The sequence below is a fragment of the Aquitalea aquatilis genome (genome assembly GCF_005155025.1).
GTDB classification, from domain to species: domain Bacteria; phylum Pseudomonadota; class Gammaproteobacteria; order Burkholderiales; family Chromobacteriaceae; genus Aquitalea; species Aquitalea aquatilis.
Window position 1 is genome coordinate 100,219 of the sequence record NZ_CP039731.1, and the last position, 16,972, is coordinate 117,190.

14 protein-coding genes are annotated in these 16,972 nt (G+C 63.4%); 12 read left to right on the forward strand and 2 right to left on the reverse strand.

What is annotated here, in order from left to right; genetic code table 11:
- Nucleotides 1-159: 159 nt before the first annotated feature.
- Nucleotides 160-2,313 carry a TonB-dependent siderophore receptor gene (locus tag FAZ30_RS00475; RefSeq protein ID WP_137008307.1) on the forward strand — a complete coding sequence of 718 codons (2,154 nt, stop codon included), beginning with the start codon at nt 160-162 and terminating at the stop codon, nt 2,311-2,313.
- Nucleotides 2,314-2,388: 75 nt separating this feature from the next.
- Here the strand turns inward: FAZ30_RS00475 and FAZ30_RS00480 are convergent, their stop codons facing one another.
- Entirely contained in the window at nt 2,389-5,691 is a 3,303-nt protein-coding gene (locus FAZ30_RS00480) for an EAL domain-containing protein (protein ID WP_246043388.1), read from the reverse strand.
- 291 nt (nt 5,692-5,982) lie between these two features.
- Here FAZ30_RS00480 and yiaY point away from each other — a divergent pair, with 291 nt between their 5' ends.
- Entirely contained in the window at nt 5,983-7,134 is a 1,152-nt protein-coding gene (gene yiaY, locus FAZ30_RS00485) for an L-threonine dehydrogenase (RefSeq protein ID WP_137008311.1), read from the forward strand.
- Nucleotides 7,135-7,356: 222 nt separating this feature from the next.
- Here the strand turns inward: yiaY and FAZ30_RS00490 are convergent, their stop codons facing one another.
- Nucleotides 7,357-7,986, reverse strand: a complete 630-nt coding sequence (locus tag FAZ30_RS00490) for a TetR/AcrR family transcriptional regulator (protein ID WP_137008313.1) — start codon at nt 7,984-7,986, stop codon at nt 7,357-7,359.
- Nucleotides 7,987-8,106: 120 nt separating this feature from the next.
- Here FAZ30_RS00490 and FAZ30_RS00495 point away from each other — a divergent pair, with 120 nt between their 5' ends.
- The 10 genes from FAZ30_RS00495 (at nt 8,107) to FAZ30_RS00540 (ending at nt 16,966) form a co-directional block, all read left to right on the forward strand.
- Nucleotides 8,107-9,393 (forward strand): NAD(P)/FAD-dependent oxidoreductase, encoded by a 1,287-nt coding sequence (locus tag FAZ30_RS00495; RefSeq protein ID WP_137008315.1) that lies wholly within the window; start codon nt 8,107-8,109, stop codon nt 9,391-9,393.
- Complete coding sequence (locus FAZ30_RS00500; RefSeq protein WP_124644819.1) at nt 9,390-10,184, forward strand: DUF1365 domain-containing protein; 795 nt, start codon at nt 9,390-9,392, stop codon at nt 10,182-10,184. The genes FAZ30_RS00495 and FAZ30_RS00500 overlap by 4 nt, the downstream gene beginning before the upstream one ends.
- On the forward strand, nt 10,181-11,389 hold the full coding sequence (locus FAZ30_RS00505) for an SAM-dependent methyltransferase (RefSeq protein WP_137008317.1): 1,209 nt from the start codon (nt 10,181-10,183) through the stop codon (nt 11,387-11,389). The genes FAZ30_RS00500 and FAZ30_RS00505 overlap by 4 nt, the downstream gene beginning before the upstream one ends.
- A gap of 77 nt (nt 11,390-11,466) precedes the next feature.
- Nucleotides 11,467-12,252, forward strand: coding sequence for an SDR family NAD(P)-dependent oxidoreductase (locus FAZ30_RS00510; protein ID WP_246043389.1), 786 nt, complete (start codon nt 11,467-11,469; stop codon nt 12,250-12,252).
- The gene (locus tag FAZ30_RS00515; RefSeq protein ID WP_137008319.1) at nt 12,180-12,686 is read left to right on the forward strand and encodes a nuclear transport factor 2 family protein; all 507 of its coding nucleotides are present in this window, start codon (nt 12,180-12,182) and stop codon (nt 12,684-12,686) included. Before FAZ30_RS00510 ends, FAZ30_RS00515 begins: the two co-directional genes overlap by 73 nt.
- On the forward strand, nt 12,683-12,829 hold the full coding sequence (locus FAZ30_RS00520) for a DUF2256 domain-containing protein (RefSeq protein ID WP_137008321.1): 147 nt from the start codon (nt 12,683-12,685) through the stop codon (nt 12,827-12,829). The genes FAZ30_RS00515 and FAZ30_RS00520 overlap by 4 nt, the downstream gene beginning before the upstream one ends.
- 88 nt (nt 12,830-12,917) lie before the next feature.
- Nucleotides 12,918-14,447, forward strand: a complete 1,530-nt coding sequence (locus FAZ30_RS00525; RefSeq protein WP_137008323.1) for a cryptochrome/photolyase family protein — start codon at nt 12,918-12,920, stop codon at nt 14,445-14,447.
- Between the two features lie 26 nt (nt 14,448-14,473).
- Complete coding sequence (locus tag FAZ30_RS00530; protein WP_137008325.1) at nt 14,474-15,016, forward strand: lipocalin family protein; 543 nt, start codon at nt 14,474-14,476, stop codon at nt 15,014-15,016.
- 137 nt (nt 15,017-15,153) lie between these two features.
- Nucleotides 15,154-15,378: a TIGR02450 family Trp-rich protein gene (locus FAZ30_RS00535; RefSeq protein WP_124644813.1), complete on the forward strand. Its 225-nt coding sequence runs from the start codon at nt 15,154-15,156 to the stop codon at nt 15,376-15,378.
- Nucleotides 15,379-15,418: 40 nt separating this feature from the next.
- Entirely contained in the window at nt 15,419-16,966 is a 1,548-nt protein-coding gene (locus FAZ30_RS00540; RefSeq protein WP_137008327.1) for an FAD-binding domain-containing protein, read from the forward strand.
- The last annotated feature ends 6 nt before the right edge of the window (nt 16,967-16,972 follow it).

A 16,972-nucleotide genomic window follows, 5' to 3' on the forward strand; every position in this document is an offset into this window, starting at 1 on the left:
CAGAATTTTCACAATCATATTGCGAATGATAACGATTATCAATAGCATTATTGCATCAGCCTGCCATCCTGCCCAAGCACGAGGCATGGCCGATGCCGCCATGACACAAGCCCGGCAGGGGCCGGGCGCGGCAAGCAAGAAAATCAAGGACGATGCGTGATGACAAGCAGCAACAGACGCCAGCAAGCAGGCCGCCAGCTGGGGAGAACCCTGTGTGTGGCCACACTGGCACTGGCCGTACAGCAGGCTTATGCCGCCGATAGCAGCACACTGGAAACGGTAACGGTCAGCGCAGAACAGCGCGCCGATGCACTGGCCCCCACCCAGGGCTACCAGGTGGGCAGCAGCAAGAGCGCCAGCAAGACCGACACCCCGCTGGCACAGATTCCGCAAGCTGTATCGGTCATCACCCGCCAGCAGATCGAAGACCAGAAACCGCGCACCATCAGCGAGGCGCTCAACTACACGCCAGGGGTGTTCAGCGGCGCAGTGGGCTCCACCACCCGCTACGACTACATCGTGCTGCGCGGCTTCAGCGACCATCCCACGGCCAATGAATTCCTCGACGGCTTGCGGCTGTTTGGCGACCCGGATGGCTACAACACCCTGCAGATCGATCCCTATGCGGTGGAAAGGCTGGATGCGGTACGCGGGCCGGCCTCGGCCAGCTATGGCCAGGCCTCGCCCGGCGGCGTGGTGGCCATCACCAGCAAGCGACCCTTGCAAGAGGACTACCACGAGCTGTCGCTGACCGTGGGCAACCGTCAGCAACGCAGTCTGGGGCTGGATTTTGGCGGGGCCGTGGCCGGCCGCGACGACCTGTCCTACCGCCTGGTGGCCAAGGGCAGCGCCGCCGACCAGCAACAAAACGGTGCCAGTACCGAGCGCTATGTGCTGGCGCCCTCGCTCAACTGGAAAATCAGCGACAGCACCAATCTGCTGCTGCAGGCCTATTTGCAGAAAGACCCCAGCACCGGCTACCACGGCACCCTGCCCTATTACGGCACTGTGGTACCGCATAACGGCAAGACCATCTCCCCCAGCTTCAACGAAGGCTCCAGTGGCGACGGCATGAGCCGCGAGCAGCAATACTATGGCTATCAGCTGGAGCACCGTTTCAACGACGCGCTGACCTTCCGCCAGCAATACCGCCTGCAACTGAGCAAGACCGATCTGAGCCAGTATTCCGATGTCGGCTGGGTATCTGATACCTCGGACCTGCTCAACCGCACTTATGCCCGCTCCAGCGAGCGCTCCACCGCCCACATCATCGACAACAGCCTGGAAGCCCGCTTCAATGCACTGGGGATGAAGCACACCGTGCTGGCCGGGCTGGACTACCAGACCAGCCGCAACAAGGGCGACAACTCCTATACCTATACCGGCACCACCATCAATCCCTTCAACACCGTGTACGACGACAGCAGCCACCCGCTGTCCTACAAAAACTTCGACCGCAAGCGCGACCAGACCGGTGTCTACCTGCAGGAGCAGATGGCACTGGGTGGCTGGAAACTGACCGCCGGCCTGCGCCGCGATCAGGCCAAGGTATCGGAAACCAATACCGGCACCGGCAGCCGCACCAGCTGGGAAGGCGGCAAAACCACCGGCCGACTGGGTCTGGTGTATGAGGCAGAAAACGGCCTGGCTCCCTACCTGAGCTATAGCGAAGGCTTCGATCCCAGCCAGGCTTACGCCACCGATAGCAGCGGCAATGTGCTCAAGCCGATGCAGAGCAAGCAGAGCGAGGCCGGCTTACGCTACCAGCCCAATAGCGACATCCAACTGTCCGCCGCGGTGTATGAGCTGCAGCAAAGCAATGTCGCCCAGTACAACGCCACCACCTTCAGCTACGACCCCATCGGCAAGGTGCGCTCACGCGGCGTGGAGCTGGAAGCCAATGCCAAACTAAGCAAACAGCTGTCCTTGCTGGCTGGCTACACCTATACCGACATGCAGGTCACCGAGGGTAGCAACCAGGGCAAGACGCCCTACCTGGCCCCGGCGCACAAGGCCACCGCCTGGCTGGATTACGCCTTTGATGGCGGCATCAATCTGGGCGGCGGGGTACGCCGTACCTCATGGATGTGGGCCGACAGCGCCAACACCCTGACCATTCCGGGTGTCACCCTGTACGACCTGCGCCTGCGTCTGCAACTGGGGCAGTTCAGCCCGTCGCTGAAAGGCAGCACACTGCAGATCAACGCCAACAACCTCAGCAACAAGACTTACATTGCCTCGTGCTACAGCAGCTATGCCTGCTACTACGGCGAGAAGCGCAATATCAGCGCCACCCTCAGCTACAAGTGGTAAACAGCTGTCAGCCAATGCAAAACGCCTGCGCAATGCAGGCGTTTTTGTCACTGGGCACACAAGCAGCGCAGAGCTTCACTCCCGCGCCAGCTGCGTCACGGCAAAGCCGGCCACCCACGGCATAAAGCTGGCCGCCGGCATCGGCCGGGCAATGTAGTAGCCCTGGGCCACATCACAACCCAGAGCGAGCAGCTGTTCCCAGTCGGCGCGGGTCTCCACCCCTTCGGCCACGGTTTTGCGGCCCAGATCGTGCACCAGGTCAATGGTGGAGCGCACGATGGCGGCCGAGTCCTTGCTGCTGGACAGATTGCAGATGAAAGACTGGTCTATCTTGATGTACTCCACCGGCAGGCGCTGCAGGTAGCTGAGCGAGGAATAGCCGGTGCCAAAGTCATCGATATACAGCGGGATGCCGTCGTCGCGCCATTGTTGCAAGGTGTGCAGGCAGCTGGCGGCATCGTCCATCAAGGTACTTTCGGTGATTTCCAGTTCCAGCAGCCCGGCTTGCAGCTGGCGTTGCTGCTGCCAGCAGCGAATCTTGTCACCCAGCGCTTCGTCACGCAGATTATGTGCCGACAGATTGACGGCAACCGGCAGCGCACAGCCCTGCTGTTGCCAGTCCTGCAACAGGTCGAGCACGCTGTTGATCATCCACTCGGTCAGCGGTTTGATCAGCCCGGTGCGTTCGGCCAAACCAATAAACAAGGCCGGAGACAGCAGCCCCTGCCCGGCATGCTGCCAGCGCACCAGTGCCTCAGCGCCACACACCCGGCCGCTGGCCATTTCCACCTTGGGTTGCAGATAGACCCGCAGCTCGCCCTCCTCGATAGCCCGGCGCAGCTCGCCCGCCATGTTCAGTTGTGGCGACTGGTCGCTGTATTCCTGTGGATTGAACAGCCAGTGGCTAACCCCCTTGCGGCGGGCTGCATGCACGGCGATATCGGTCTGGCGCAATAGCTCGTGCACCGTGCCGGCGTAATCGGGAAACAAGGAGATACCGGTTTTGGCGCTGACATCCAGCCGGATGTCAGCCACCAGGAAAGGCTGGGCCAGACACTGCTCCAGCTGCTGGGCCACGGTCTGGGCGGCGGCGGCGGCATGCTCCGGCAGCAGCACGGCGAATTCGTCGCCGCGCAAGCGCGCCACGACGGCGCTGGCAGGGGCACACAGCACCAGCCGCCTGCCGAATTCACGCAGGATATGGTCGCCATGGCTGAAGCCCAGGGCATCGTTGATTTCACTCAGTCTTTCGATATTCAGCTGCAACAGCGCCAGTGGCGTTTGCTGGCCAGCCGCCATCATGACGGCCAGTGTCTCCACCAGCTGGGTTTCGTTGGCCAGGCCGGTGAGCGCGTCATGGTGGGTGAGGTAGTGCATGGCGGCCTGCGCGCGCGTCTGCTCGGCCCGCCCGCGCAACATGCCGATGCCGAAAGCCAGATCGTCGGCAAACTCGCTGAGCAAGGCGATTTCGTCGCTGTCAAAACAAGCGGTGCCCCCGGTGTGGATGAGCAGCGCGCCGATGATGCGGCCATCAACCCACAATGGACAGGACAAGCCCTGTACCGCGTCAGCGCTGGCAATAGCCAGGTCGAGTGGTACTTGCAGCAAGCTGGGCCGCTCGCTGAAAGTGATGGCCGACAGCATGCTGCCCGCCATGTCGGCCAGGCGCTCCAGCCCGCCCGGAAAACCGTGCTGCGCCGCCGGGAACAAGCGCTCGCCATCGGCGGCATTCAGCCACACCACGGCGCTGGCATAGCCGGCCACGCTGACGATAAGCTGGCACATCGCCTGCAGCAGGCCGGGCTCATCGCTGGCGCGCAGCATGGCGTGATTGCCGGCACTAAGCGTACGCAAGGCGCGGCTGACGCCCTCCAGCTCGGCCACGCGTCCGGCCAGTTCCAGATTGAGCGCCTGTATTCTTTCTTCGTCGTGCTTGCGCCCGGTAATGTCATTGCCCAGCACGTAATAGCCCTCTATCACACCGCTGCTATCGCGCTTGGGCACATAACGGATGGCCTGCCAGACTCCGGCAAATGGCTGCCAGTCGTATTCCTGCAGCTCGCCCTGCAACACCTTGTCTATCATCGGTGCGACCCGCTGATAGCGTTCCGGCCCCAGGATGTCGCTCACCAGGCAAGCCGTGATGTCTGCATGGTCGGGAGCAAAGCGCTGACGGTATTGTTCGTTGACATAGACATAGCGCTGCTCGCTGCTGACAAAGGCGATATAGGCCGGCAGCGCGCTGATGATGCCTTGCAGATGGGCCATGCTGTCCGCCCACTGCCGGGTTCGCTCGTCCACCCGCAGTTCCAGCTGGGCATTCTGCTGCAGGATGGCGCGCTCGATACTGCGTTCGTGGCTGACATCGCGAAACACCAGCACCACGCCACGGATCTGCCCGCTGCCATCGGTAATGGGGGCGGCACTGTCGGCAATCGGGTATTCGCGGCCATCGCGGGCCAGCAGGCAGGTGTGATTGGCCAGCGCCTGCACCTTGCCGGTAGCCAGTACGCTGTCCACCGGTATCAGCGCTGGCGCGCGGCTCTGCTCATGGATGATGTGAAATACCTCGGCCACCGGCTTGCCGGCTGCCTCGGCCAGCGTCCAGCCGGTGAGTTGCTCGGCCAGTGGGTTCATGCGGGTAATGCGGCCGGCCGCATCGGTAGCCAGTACCGCGTCCCCGATGGAGTGCAGGGTAATGGACAGACTTTCCTCGCTGTCGGCCAGTTGCTGCCGGCTGGCTTCCACTACACGCAGCTGGCTGCGGATCAGCCGATAGGTAGCCGCCAGCAAGAGCAGCAACAATACGGCGGTGACGCTGCCCAGCTGCAGCAAGCGCTGCCTGGTTGCCTGATACTCCGCCTGATGCAGTTCCAGGCTACCGCGCTCCAGCGCATCCATTTCATCCAGCAGGCGGTACACCTCCACCCGGGTCTGCAACAAGGGCGACTGGCTGGCAAAGCGGGTGGCCGCGGCGGCGCCCTGGGTCTTGCGTACCTGCTCCACCTGGCGGGCGATACGCAGCCGCTGGTCGAGCACCCGGCGCAGGCTGTGCCAGCGCTGTTGCAGATCGGTGCTGGCTGCGGTCAGGCGGCGGATCTGCCCCAGCAGCAATTCGCGGTTGGCAATGCCCTGATCCCGCTCCTGCAATTTGCTCACATCGCCAGTCAGGCGGAAATTCTGGCTGCTCAGCTCGATTTGCAGGGTATCGCCGCGTATCCGCGCCAGTCCATTGAGCACCTCGTGCGAATGGGCCACGTTTTCACCGGCACGACTTGCCTCATCAACCACCGACCAGGTCATCGCCGTCAGCACGACAACAGCGATCGCTGCGCTGACAAAAGCGGTAATGACTCGTGAATCAAAGCTGAAGCGCATGGCAACATCGTCCCCGGCGGTGCAGGCAGGTGGAGTGCAGATTTGCACAAAACAACAGATCACCATGGCGCCTACCAATCATGACTTTAGCATTAGCCACGTCCCGCTGCCCCCCAATCCGCCACAAATCGCCGCCCCGGCCATTGCATGGCACTAAAGTCGAATGGGACAACATCACCACAGACCTTAGGCTGTTGCCATGACGCTTGGTCATTCAGGCAGTACCGCAACAGCATGCCGTCCAGGCCGGCCTTCCAGGCAGACCGGCCACCCACATAAGGAGATAACACCGTGACTACAACGACTTTCTTCATTCCGCCAGTCAATGTAATGGGCGCTGGTTGCCTCAAGGAGGCAGTCAATGCCATCCAGGCCTATGGCTTCAGACATGCGCTGATCGTGACTGACAAGGTGCTGGCAGAAATTGGCGTGGCCGCCAATGTGCAGGCCCTGCTGGCCGAGCGCGACATCCAGGCCAGCATTTTCGCCGGTGCCAAGCCCAACCCCACCATAGGCAATGTGGAAGCCGGCTTGCAGGTGTTGCAGGAGAAAAAGTGTGATTTCGTGATTTCGCTGGGTGGCGGTTCGCCGCATGACTGTGCCAAGGGCATTGCGCTGGTGGCGACCAATGGCGGGCAGATCGCCGACTACGAAGGGGTGGACCGCTCGAAAAAACCGCAGCTGCCGCTGGTGGCCATCAATACCACCGCTGGCACGGCCAGCGAGATGACCCGTTTTTGCATCATTACCGATGAAGCGCGCCATATCAAAATGGCCATCGTCGATCGCAATGTCACGCCCATCCTGTCGGTCAACGACCCCGACCTGATGCTGGCCAAACCCAAGGGCCTGACCGCGGCCACCGGCATGGATGCGCTGACTCACGCCATTGAAGCCTATGTGTCGACGGCAGCCACGCCGATTACCGATGCCTGCGCGCTCAAGGCGGTGGAGCTGATTTCCCGCCACCTGCGCACGGCGGTGGACAACGGCAAGAATCTGGAAGCACGCGAACAGATGGCCTATGCCGAATTCCTGGCTGGCATGGCCTTCAACAATGCCTCGCTAGGCTATGTGCACGCCATGGCACACCAGCTGGGCGGGGTCTACGACCTGCCGCACGGCGTGTGCAATGCCTTGCTGCTGCCGCATGTGGAAGCCTTCAATGCCCAGACCTCGGCCGCACGCTTGGCGGACGTGGCCGCCGCCATGGGCGTGGACACCAAAGGGCTGACCGCCGAGGCCGGTGCCAAGGCCTGCCTGGTCGCCATCCGCAAGCTGGCGGCCGATATCGGCATCCCCGCCAGCCTGGCCGAGCTGGGCGTCAAGCATGAGGACATTCCCCTGCTGGCCAGCAACGCGCTGAAAGACGCCTGCGGCCTGACCAACCCGCGCCAGGCCACGCAGCAAGAGATCGAGCAGATCTTCGCCGGCGCCATGTAAGCAGCCAGGGGCCGGTGCCACAGGCCGGCCCTATTCAGACCCGCTCATCCTCTCCCCACACCTGCTCCACGCCTCCTTGCCGTACTACATATTCGGTTCCGCCAATTCAGGCAGTCAGCAAAGTTTTGTCAGCCGCGTTCTTGGCCTAGTGGCGAGGCTGGGTAGCGACAATCACCAACGCTGACCGGGAAACACGGGGCCAGCCAGGGCCGGGCAGCCCTGTCAGTTATTGTCGGTGCTGCCGGAACCGGCCATGCCGTCGAAAACCATGGCCAGCATGTGCGCCACGATCTCGTCCGTACTGTAACGCCCATACAGCTGCATGTAGTCTACCGCCGGGTCACAGGTGCGTGAGTAATAGGCATACAGCAGCACATCTGTCGGCAGATCAGCCCGCAGCTCACCCGCCAGCTTGGCCGCATCGACAATGCCGGCCAGCAGCTTGTGCAATTTGTACACCCGGCTGACGTAGCGCAGGCTTTTGGTCAGCATTTCCCTCACCTGCGGGCTGGACGAAGGCAGGAAGGGCAGCCCTCCCTCCAGCCTCACCCGCAAGGCCCATTCCAGCAATCCCGCCAGCCTTGACCTGGCGCTCAGCGCGCCATCCTGCTCTTCCAGAAATGCCAGCGCACCATCCAGCAGCCGGATCATCACCTCGGTGGCCAACTCTTCCTTGGACTTGAAATGCTTGTACAGGCTGGGCTTGGAGATGCCCGCCTCGCCGGCGACATCGTCCATGGTCATCAGGTCGAAACCCTTGCTGGCCAGCAACTTGGTGGTTGCGTCCAGCACCGCCTGTTCGCGCAGCTTGAAGGCTTGATCCTTGAAGCTGAGCTTGCTGAAAATACTCATGAGTACGACCTTTTACTAATTGGTAGCTTTTTTTCCAAAGCAGTTATATTCTGAATATAAGCACTACGGCACGGCGTGCCAAGCAGTTTTCTTTATTCCGAATTGTCGACGGGAGACCCGGTGAACCAACCCAGCCCCAAGCGCCAGCGCATCGCCATCATCGGTGCCGGCATCTCCGGCCTTGCCAGCGCATGGCTGACCGCAGGCCACCATGAGGTGACGCTGTTCGAAGCGGGTGATTACGCCGGCGGTCACACCAATACCGTGGACATCGAGCTGGAAGGCCAGCGCTGTGCAGTGGATACCGGCTTCCTGGTATTCAACGAAGCCACCTATCCCAATCTAATTGCGCTGTTCCAGCAGCTGGAGCTGCCTTGCAGCAGCAGCGACATGTCGTTCAGTGTCTCGGTAGACCAGGGGCGGGATGAGTGGGCCGGCAGCAGCCTGTCCAGTGTATTTGCCCAGCGCAGCAAGCTGCTGTCCCCGTCGTTTTACGGCATGTTGAGCGATATCCTGCGCTTCAACGCGGCGGCCCAGTCCAATCTGCAGCTGGCGGCCGAGTTGGGGCTGACACTGGGCGACTTGCTGGAACAGGGCAGCTACGGCAACCGCTTTCGCGATCACTACCTGGTGCCAATGGCTGCGGCCATCTGGTCCAGCCCGGCCAGCCAGATTCTGGCCTTCCCGGCCGAAACCTTTCTGCGCTTTTGCATGAATCACGGCTTGCTGCAGATTCGCCACCGGCCGCGCTGGTTTACCGTGCCGGGTGGCGCACGCCAGTATGTACAGAAAATGCTGGCCAGCCTGGACGATGTGCGCCTGTCCAGCCCGGTCAGCCGGGTTGAACGTCGCGAACGCGGTGTGATGGTAAGCAGCCGCCACGGCGAGGAGCACTTTGACAGTGTGATTTTCGCCACCCATGCACCGCAAACCCTGCGCCTGCTGGCGGATGCCACGGCAGAAGAGCGTGCCGTGCTGGGCGCGGTGCAGTACCAGAGCAATATCGCCGTACTGCATACCGATACCAGCTTGCTGCCACGGCGGCGCAAGGTCTGGTCGGCCTGGAATTTCCTGTCGGAAAGCAACAGCGGCGGCCAGCGCGCAGTCTGTGTCAGCTATCTGCTGAACAAATTGCAGCCGCTGCCCATCAGCACGCCGCTGATGGTGACGCTCAATCCGCTGCAACAACCAGAACCATCGCTGGAACTGGCGCGCTTCCTGTACGAGCACCCGCTGCTGGATGCGGCGGCCATCGAGGCCCAGCGCCGGCTGCCCGCCATCCAGGGCCGCCGTCATTGCTGGTTTGCCGGTGCCTGGACTGGTTACGGCTTTCATGAAGACGGGCTGAAATCCGCACTGCGCGTGGCTGCCGATTTCGCCCCGCTACCCCACTGGGCCAAGCTGTGAGCGGGCCAGCTGGCTATCTGCTGAGCGGCAGCGTCATCCACCAGCGGCTGCGCCCGGTCCACCACCGCTTCCGCTACCCGGTATTCGCCCTGCGGCTAAGGCTGTCCGCGCTGGAGCACATCGGCAAGGGCTGGCTGGGCGTCTGGCTGGGAGTGGATCGCTGGCGGCCGCTCACGCTATACCGCCGCGACCACGGCCCCGGCGATGGCAGCCCGCTGCTGCCGTGGATACGCCAGCACCTGGCGGCAGCCGGCCTGCCCTGCGATGGCGAGGTATGGCTGCAATGCTTCCCGCGCCTGTTCGGCTATGCCTTCAACCCGGTCAGCTTCTGGTATTGCCATAACAGCGCAGGCGAACTGATCGCCGTGCTGGCCGAGGTGAACAACACCTTTGGCGAGCGCCATTGCTATCTGCTGGCCAAGCGGGATGGCAGCCCCATCCGCAACGGCAGCACCCTGCTCTGCCGCAAGCACTTGCATGTGTCGCCGTTCTGCCAGGTGGCCGGACATTACCGCTTCCGGCTGGCGGAACTGCCCGAACGCATGCTGATGCGCATCGACTACCACGATGATGCCGGCGAACTGATCAACACCAGTATTTCCGGCCAACTGCAGGTGCTGACACCGCTGGTGGTGGCCAAATCCCTGCTGCGCCAGCCCTTGCTGACCTTCGGCGTCATCTGGCGCATTCACTGGCAGGCTCTGCAGCTGTGGCGGAAAAAACTGCCCCTCTACCGCAAACCGCTCGCCCCCGCGCAAGCACTCAGCCATGGACAGGAGCCGCAAGCATGAGCCTCAGCCATACCCTGGACAAACTGCCGCCCTCCCTGCCACTCAGCGCCCGCCTGCTGTTGTCGCGACTGCAACAGTTGCAGAGCGGGGGCTTGCACCTGCGGACCCCGACAGGCCACGCGCTGTGGTTCGGCCAGCCGCAGCACAATGCCAATGCCGAACTGCATATCCACGACTGGGCCGGCTGCCGCAAGCTGCTGACAGCCGGCGACATCGGCTTTGCCGAAGCCTATCGCGATGGTCTGCTGGACAGCCCGGAGCTGACCGCGCTGCTGCGGCTGGCCCTGCGCAACGAACACGCCGTCCCGCCGGCGCTGTCCGGCAGTCTGCCAGCCCGCTGGTGGTATCGGCTGAAACACCTGCTGCGGCGCAATAGCCGGCGCGGCAGCCGGCGCAACATCCACGCCCACTATGATTTGGGCAACGATTTTTACCGCCTGTGGCTGGACCCGTCCTGGACCTACTCCAGCGCCTGGTTCAACGGCGACTACACACAGTCGCTGCAACAGGCACAACACGCCAAGTACCAGCGCATCTGCGACACGCTGGGTTTGCAGCCGGGCATGCGGGTACTGGAGATAGGCTGCGGCTGGGGTGGTTTTGCCGAACACGCCAGCCGCGTCGGCATCGCGGTGCATGGCGTCACCATTTCACCAGCCCAACTGGAACTGGCACGCCAGCGCCTGGCCGGCCAGCCGCTGGCCCAGCTGGAGTTGCGTGACTACCGCGACCTGGACGGCCAGTACGACGCCGTAGTGTCCATCGAGATGTTCGAGGCGGTGGGCGAAGCCTACTGGCCGGAGTATTTCCGCACGGTGCGCCGGCTGCTGCGCCCGGGCGGGCGGGCGCTGATCCAGAGCATCACCATCGCCGATGCATATTTCGAACGCTACCGCGCCAAGAGCGACTTCATCCAGCAGTTCATTTTTCCTGGCGGCATGCTGCCCAGCCCCGCCCGCTTCAGCCAGAGCGCCAGTGCCGCCGACCTGCACACCAGCCAGCGGCTAGACTTTGGCCCGGACTATGCCGAAACCCTGCGCCGCTGGCGTCACGCCTTCGAGGCTGCGCTGGACAGCGTGCGCCAGCAAGGCTTTGACGAAGCCTTCATCCGCCTGTGGCGCTTGTACCTGTGTTATTGCGAGGCTGGTTTCGACGAGGGACGCATCGGGGTCAGCCAGTTTCTGCTGCAAGACAAGCCGGCATGAACCAACAGGCCAGCACCGACCAGCACGCCACCCTGCCACCGGCAGCCGGTGCCACGCGCTGTCATCAGGAGTAAGCCATGATGCTGCTGCCTCCACCCAACCCTCCCATCGCCAGCTGGCAGCAGCGGCGGGTGTGGATTATTGGCGCGTCCAGCGGCATTGGTGCGGCGGTAGCCAGCCAGCTGCTGCAGCAGGGTGCACAGGTCATCCTGTCGGCGCGCAACCTGGCGGCCCTGCAGGAAGTTGCCGCCGCCCATGCTTCAGCCATCGTCCTGCCGCTGGATGTCAGCCAGCCGGCAGCCTGGCAACAGGCCTGGGCCGAGCTGGAAGCCCGCCAGGCTCTGCCTGATCTGGTGGTGTTCTGCGCGGCGGACTATCGCCCGGAGCATAGCTGGGACATCCATGCCGCTACGGTCAGCCATACCCTGGCTACCAATCTGGCAGGAGTTTACTTCGGGCTGGAAACCATTCTGCCGGCGCTGATGGCCCGCCACGGTGGCGGCATCGCACTGGTGGCTAGCGTGGCCGGCTATGTCGGTTTGCCCGGTGCCTGTGTCTATGGACCGGGCAAGGCGGCGCTGATCAATCTGGCCGAACTGTTACACGCGGAACTGCGCCAGCATGGCATTGCCGTTTACCTGATCAACCCCGGCTTTGTCGCCACCCGGCTGACGGCCCGCAACGACTTCGCCATGCCGGCCTTGCTGAACACCAGCCAGGCGGCCGCGCATATCGTGCGCGGGCTGGAACGCGGCTGCTTTGAGATCCACTTTCCTTTCAGGTTCACCACATGGATAAAACTGCTCAGACTGCTGCCTTACCGCCTGAGGCTGCCGCTGTTGCGCCGGCTGGCACGGCGCTGAGAGCGCGCCTGTCCTCACTGGTGGTGTGGTATAGCCAGCTCACCCCGCACAGCCTGGAACAGCTGCCGCTGTATTACGCCGCCACGGTCAGCTTCAAGGACCCCTTCAATACGGTGCACAGCCGCGAGGGGGTCAGGCTGATCTTCGCCCATATGTTCCGCAAGCTGGAGCAGCCGCGCTTCGTGGTGCTGGAGCAATTGCTGGATGGCCAGCAGGCTTTTCTCAGCTGGGACTTTCATTTCCGCCTGCGCGGCAAGGATTACTGCCTGCACGGCGGCAGCCATCTGCGTTTCAATGAAGATGGCCTGCTGATTCTGCACCGCGATTACTGGGATTCGGCCGAAGAACTGCTGCACAAGCTGCCCTTGATCGGCGCACCGCTGCGGCTGCTGCGCCGGCTGCTGTCGGTACGCGACGAGGACCGTACAACATGAATACCGGCTTCAAGGGCAACAAGCAGGCACTGCCCTCCAAGCCCTGCCGTGGCTGTGGCAGGGCGATGAGCTGGCGGCGCAAATGGGCGCGCTGCTGGGAACAAGTGCAATTCTGCTCCGAACGCTGCCGCCGGCAGCATTGAACAAGCGCCAGCCACACCATGCCGCCATGTCACTCACTCTTGCTTACATTCCCCGACACCCAGTGCAGCCAGCCCGGCGGAGCCGCCGATGACTGAGCTGCGACTGATCCTGGGCGACCAGCTCAACCCCCGGCACAGCTGGTTTTCCCGCGTGGATGACCATGTGGTCTACCTGCTGCTGGAGCTGCGCCAGGAAACCGACTACGTGCGCCATCATGCGCAAAAGCTGCTGGCGGTGCTGGCCGCCATGCGCGACTTCGCCGCCCGTCTGAAAGCCGCCGGCCACCGCGTGCGCTATGTCACGCTCGACCACCCGTCCAATCGCGGCACGCTGGAAGCCAATCTGGATGCCCTGGTACAGCACTACGCCGCCAGCCATTTCAGCTGGCAGTTGCCGGATGAGTGGCGGCTGGACCAGCAACTGCAAGCCTGGGCGGCCCGTCAGCCTCTGATTTGCCAGGCGGTGGACAGCGAGCACTTCCTGGCCGCACGCCAGGCCGCCAGCCAGCTGTTTGCCGGCAAGGCCAGCTGGCGCATGGAAACCTTCTACCGCCACATGCGCAAGCAATATGGCGTGCTGCTGGATGAGCGTGGCGGCCCGGCCGGCGGCAAATGGAATTTCGACCAGGACAACCGCAAACCATGGCGCGGCACACCCGCGCCGCTGGCCGATGCACGCCCCAGCCACGATCACAGCGCACTGTGGCAGATGCTGCAGGACGCCGGCGTGGCCGCACTGGGCCAGCCCAGTGCCGCGCAGCTGCGCTGGCCGCTGCACCGCGAGGAAGCACTGGCCTTGCTGCAGCATTTTATCCAGCATGGCCTGCCCTGCTTCGGCGACTACCAGGACGCCATGCACAGCGCGCAGCCCCGGCTGTTTCATTCGCTGCTGTCCTTTGCTCTCAACACCAAGATGCTGTCGCCGCTGGAAGTGGTCCACGCCGCCGCAGCCGCCTGGCAAGACGGCAAGGTGCCGCTGGCGGCGGCGGAAGGCTTCATCCGCCAGATTCTGGGCTGGCGTGAATATGTGCGGGGCGTGTACTGGGCGTGCATGCCGGGCTACGCCCACAGCAATCACTTCGGCCACCAGCAGCCGCTGCCGCACTGGTTCTGGAGCGGGGACACCGGCATGCACTGTCTGGCCCAGGCCATCGGCCAGTCGCTGCGCGATGCCTACGCCCACCACATCCAGCGGCTGATGGTCATCGGCAACTTCTCCCTGCTGGCCGGGCTGTCACCACAGGCCCTGCATGAATGGTATCTGGGCATTTACATCGATGCCTTCGAGTGGGTGGAACTGCCCAACACCCTGGGCATGAGCCAGTTTGCCGATGGCGGCCTGCTGGCCAGCAAGCCTTATGTCTCCGGCAGTGCCTATATACAGCGCATGAGCAATTATTGCGGCGACTGCCGCTACCGGCGCGAACAGCGTCACGGCGATGACGCCTGCCCCTTCAACGCCCTGTACTGGGATTTTTTCCAGCGCAATGCCGCCACCCTGGGTAGCAATCCCAGGCTGGCGCTGGTCTACCGCCAGTTGCAGCAGATGGACGCGGCGGAAAGTACCGCCATTGCCGACACCGCCCACGCCATCCGCCAGCGGCTGGAAACCCTGTAAACCCGATAGCAAAAGGAAGCCACACCATGAAGCGACACGCCATCTCCCTACTCTTGCTGCTGACCAGCACCCTGCTACTGAGCGCCTGCTCCACCCTGCCGCCAGCGGGCATCCAGCCGGTAAGCGGCTTCGAGCTGGCCCGCTACAGCGGCCAGTGGCATGAAATTGCCCGGCTGGACAACCGCTTCGAGCGCGGCTTGAGCGAGGTCAGCGCCAATTACGCCCTCAATGACGATGGCAGCATCAAGGTCATCAATCGCGGCTACGACCCGGCCACCACCCGCTGGAAACAGGCCCAAGGACGGGCTCTGTTCAATGGCGACCAGCATGTGGCGTCCTTGAAAGTGTCCTTCTTCGGCCCCTTCTACGGCGGCTACCATGTGGTGGCGCTGGACCCGGACTATCAATGGGCCATGGTAGCGGGCAATGACCGCGACTATCTGTGGATACTGGCGCGCGACAAGCAGCTGCCACAGGCTGTCACCCAGCCCCTGCTGCGTCAGGCTGCCAGCCTGGGCTTCGATACCGGCAAGCTGATCTGGGTGAAGCAAAGCGCAGCCGGCCAGTAAGACCCGATAACAAAACCCCCGCTCCAGCGTTACGCCGCCTTGCCGTACGCCATGTACTGTCTGCGGCGGCGCGCCTTGGCCCGGGTTCTCTGCGAGGTTTTGTTAACGGTTCTAAGGACAATCAAGGTAAACAGCTCATGACGGTACGACTGAACCCGCGCAAGCTGCTGCTCAGCAAATGGACGGCACTGCAGCCGCGCAACAAGGAAAAACACTTCATCGTGGTGCGGCTGATCGAGCCGGAAGACCCGGCCCAAGGCATCAGCGAGGTGGAGCTGGAGGCGGTATACAGCCGGCACAGCCGCATCATCCACTGGAAAACGCTGACCGATGTCACCGTCTGGCGGCAGGGCTGGCATTGAGCCGCTTGCGTCAGCCCACGGCGAGCCGGGACGCCCTGCCATGAGTTACGGTGTGGTCTGGTTCAAGCGCGACCTGCGCCTGCACGACCATGCCGCCCTGTGTGCTGCCAGCGCACAGGGTCCGCTGCTGTGCCTGTACATCATCGAGCCGCAGCTGTGGCAGCAAGCCGACCTGTCCAGCCAGCATTACCGCTTTTTGCTGGAGTGCCTGCACGACCTGCGCCAATCGCTGCAGCAGCGCGGCATGACGTTGCTGGTGAAAGTGGGCGAGGCCTGCACCGTGCTGGAACAGCTGTATCAGGCCAGCCCCTTCCGGGCGCTGTATGCGCATGAGGAAACCGGCAACCACTTCACCTTTCAGCGCGATCTGGCGGTAGCCCGCTGGTGCCGGACACACGGCCTGCCCTGGCAGGAATACCGGCAAAGCGGTGTCATCCGTCGTCTCGCTTCGCGCGACGGCTGGGCGGCACGCTGGGAGCAGTTGGTCAGCGCCCCCTGCCTGCCGGTGCCGCCGATGCAAGCCTGGCCGGCTCCGCTAGCCAGCGATACCACGCCATCGCCCGAGCAACTGGGCATCTACCCTTTCGACCCGCCACAACGCCAGCGTGGCGGTCGCCGCCGCGCCATAGCCGTGCTGCAGGATTTTCTCGCCACGCGCAGCGCCCATTACCGAGGCGGCATCTCCTCGCCGCTGTCTGCGCCCAGCGCCTGCTCGCGGCTGTCGCCCTATCTGGCCATGGGCTGCCTCAGCCTGCGTGAAATCGTGCAAAGCACGCGCCGCCGGCTGACGCAATTACCGGCAGAAAACACGCGCCAGCGCAAAGGGCTGCAAGCCTTCATCAGCCGCCTGCACTGGCACTGCCATTTCATGCAGAAGCTGGAATCGGAACCCGCCATCGAATGGCGCAATCTGCACCCGGGCTACGATGGACTGCGCGAGGAAGAAATCGACGCCGCACGCCTGCAGGCACTGATGGACGGCCGCACCGGCTGGCCGCTGGTGGATGCCTGCGTGGCCATGCTCCAGCACACCGGCTGGCTGAATTTCCGCATGCGCGCCATGCTGGTTTCGGTGGCGGCCTACCCGCTCTGGCTGCACTGGCGGCCAGTGGGGCTATGGCTGGCACGCTGTTTTCTCGATTACGAGCCGGGCATTCACTGGAGCCAGCTGCAAATGCAGGCCGGCACCACCGGCATCAATACCACCCGCGTCTACAACCCGGTAAAGCAGGCCATGGACCACGACCCGCAAGGGCGCTTTGTGCGGCAATGGCTGCCCGCCATGCGCCGGGTGCCGGACAGCTGGCTGTTCCAGCCGTGGAAAATGCCGGATGATCTGTGCCGGCAGCACGGGCTGGAAGGCGAATACGCGCTGGTGCAACCGCTGGTGGAGCTGGAAAGCGCGACCCGGCTGGCCCGCCAGCGCCTGCATGCCCGCCGCAATGAACAGGGGGTACGGGCCGGCAAGCAGGCCATCCTGCACAAGCATGGCTCACGCAAGCAACTACCTCGTGCCGGCGGTACGGCCAAAGCAGTGACTACGGTGCAACTGGCGCTGCCGCTGGAGGCGGAGCCCGCGCCGGACTGAGCGGCG

Coding starts and splice junctions, on each gene's coding strand:
- FAZ30_RS00505 (WP_137008317.1), top strand. CDS start 10,181: ATGAGCCTCAGCCATACCCTGGACAAACTGCCGCCCTCCCTGCCACTC.
- FAZ30_RS00530 (WP_137008325.1), top strand. CDS start 14,474: ATGAAGCGACACGCCATCTCCCTACTCTTGCTGCTGACCAGCACCCTG.
- FAZ30_RS00540 (WP_137008327.1), top strand. CDS start 15,419: ATGAGTTACGGTGTGGTCTGGTTCAAGCGCGACCTGCGCCTGCACGAC.
- FAZ30_RS00510 (WP_246043389.1), top strand. CDS start 11,467: ATGATGCTGCTGCCTCCACCCAACCCTCCCATCGCCAGCTGGCAGCAG.
- FAZ30_RS00490 (WP_137008313.1), bottom strand. CDS start 7,986: ATGAGTATTTTCAGCAAGCTCAGCTTCAAGGATCAAGCCTTCAAGCTG.
- FAZ30_RS00525 (WP_137008323.1), top strand. CDS start 12,918: ATGACTGAGCTGCGACTGATCCTGGGCGACCAGCTCAACCCCCGGCAC.
- FAZ30_RS00475 (WP_137008307.1), top strand. CDS start 160: ATGACAAGCAGCAACAGACGCCAGCAAGCAGGCCGCCAGCTGGGGAGA.
- FAZ30_RS00520 (WP_137008321.1), top strand. CDS start 12,683: ATGAATACCGGCTTCAAGGGCAACAAGCAGGCACTGCCCTCCAAGCCC.
- FAZ30_RS00480 (WP_246043388.1), bottom strand. CDS start 5,691: ATGCGCTTCAGCTTTGATTCACGAGTCATTACCGCTTTTGTCAGCGCA.
- FAZ30_RS00535 (WP_124644813.1), top strand. CDS start 15,154: ATGACGGTACGACTGAACCCGCGCAAGCTGCTGCTCAGCAAATGGACG.
- FAZ30_RS00515 (WP_137008319.1), top strand. CDS start 12,180: ATGGATAAAACTGCTCAGACTGCTGCCTTACCGCCTGAGGCTGCCGCT.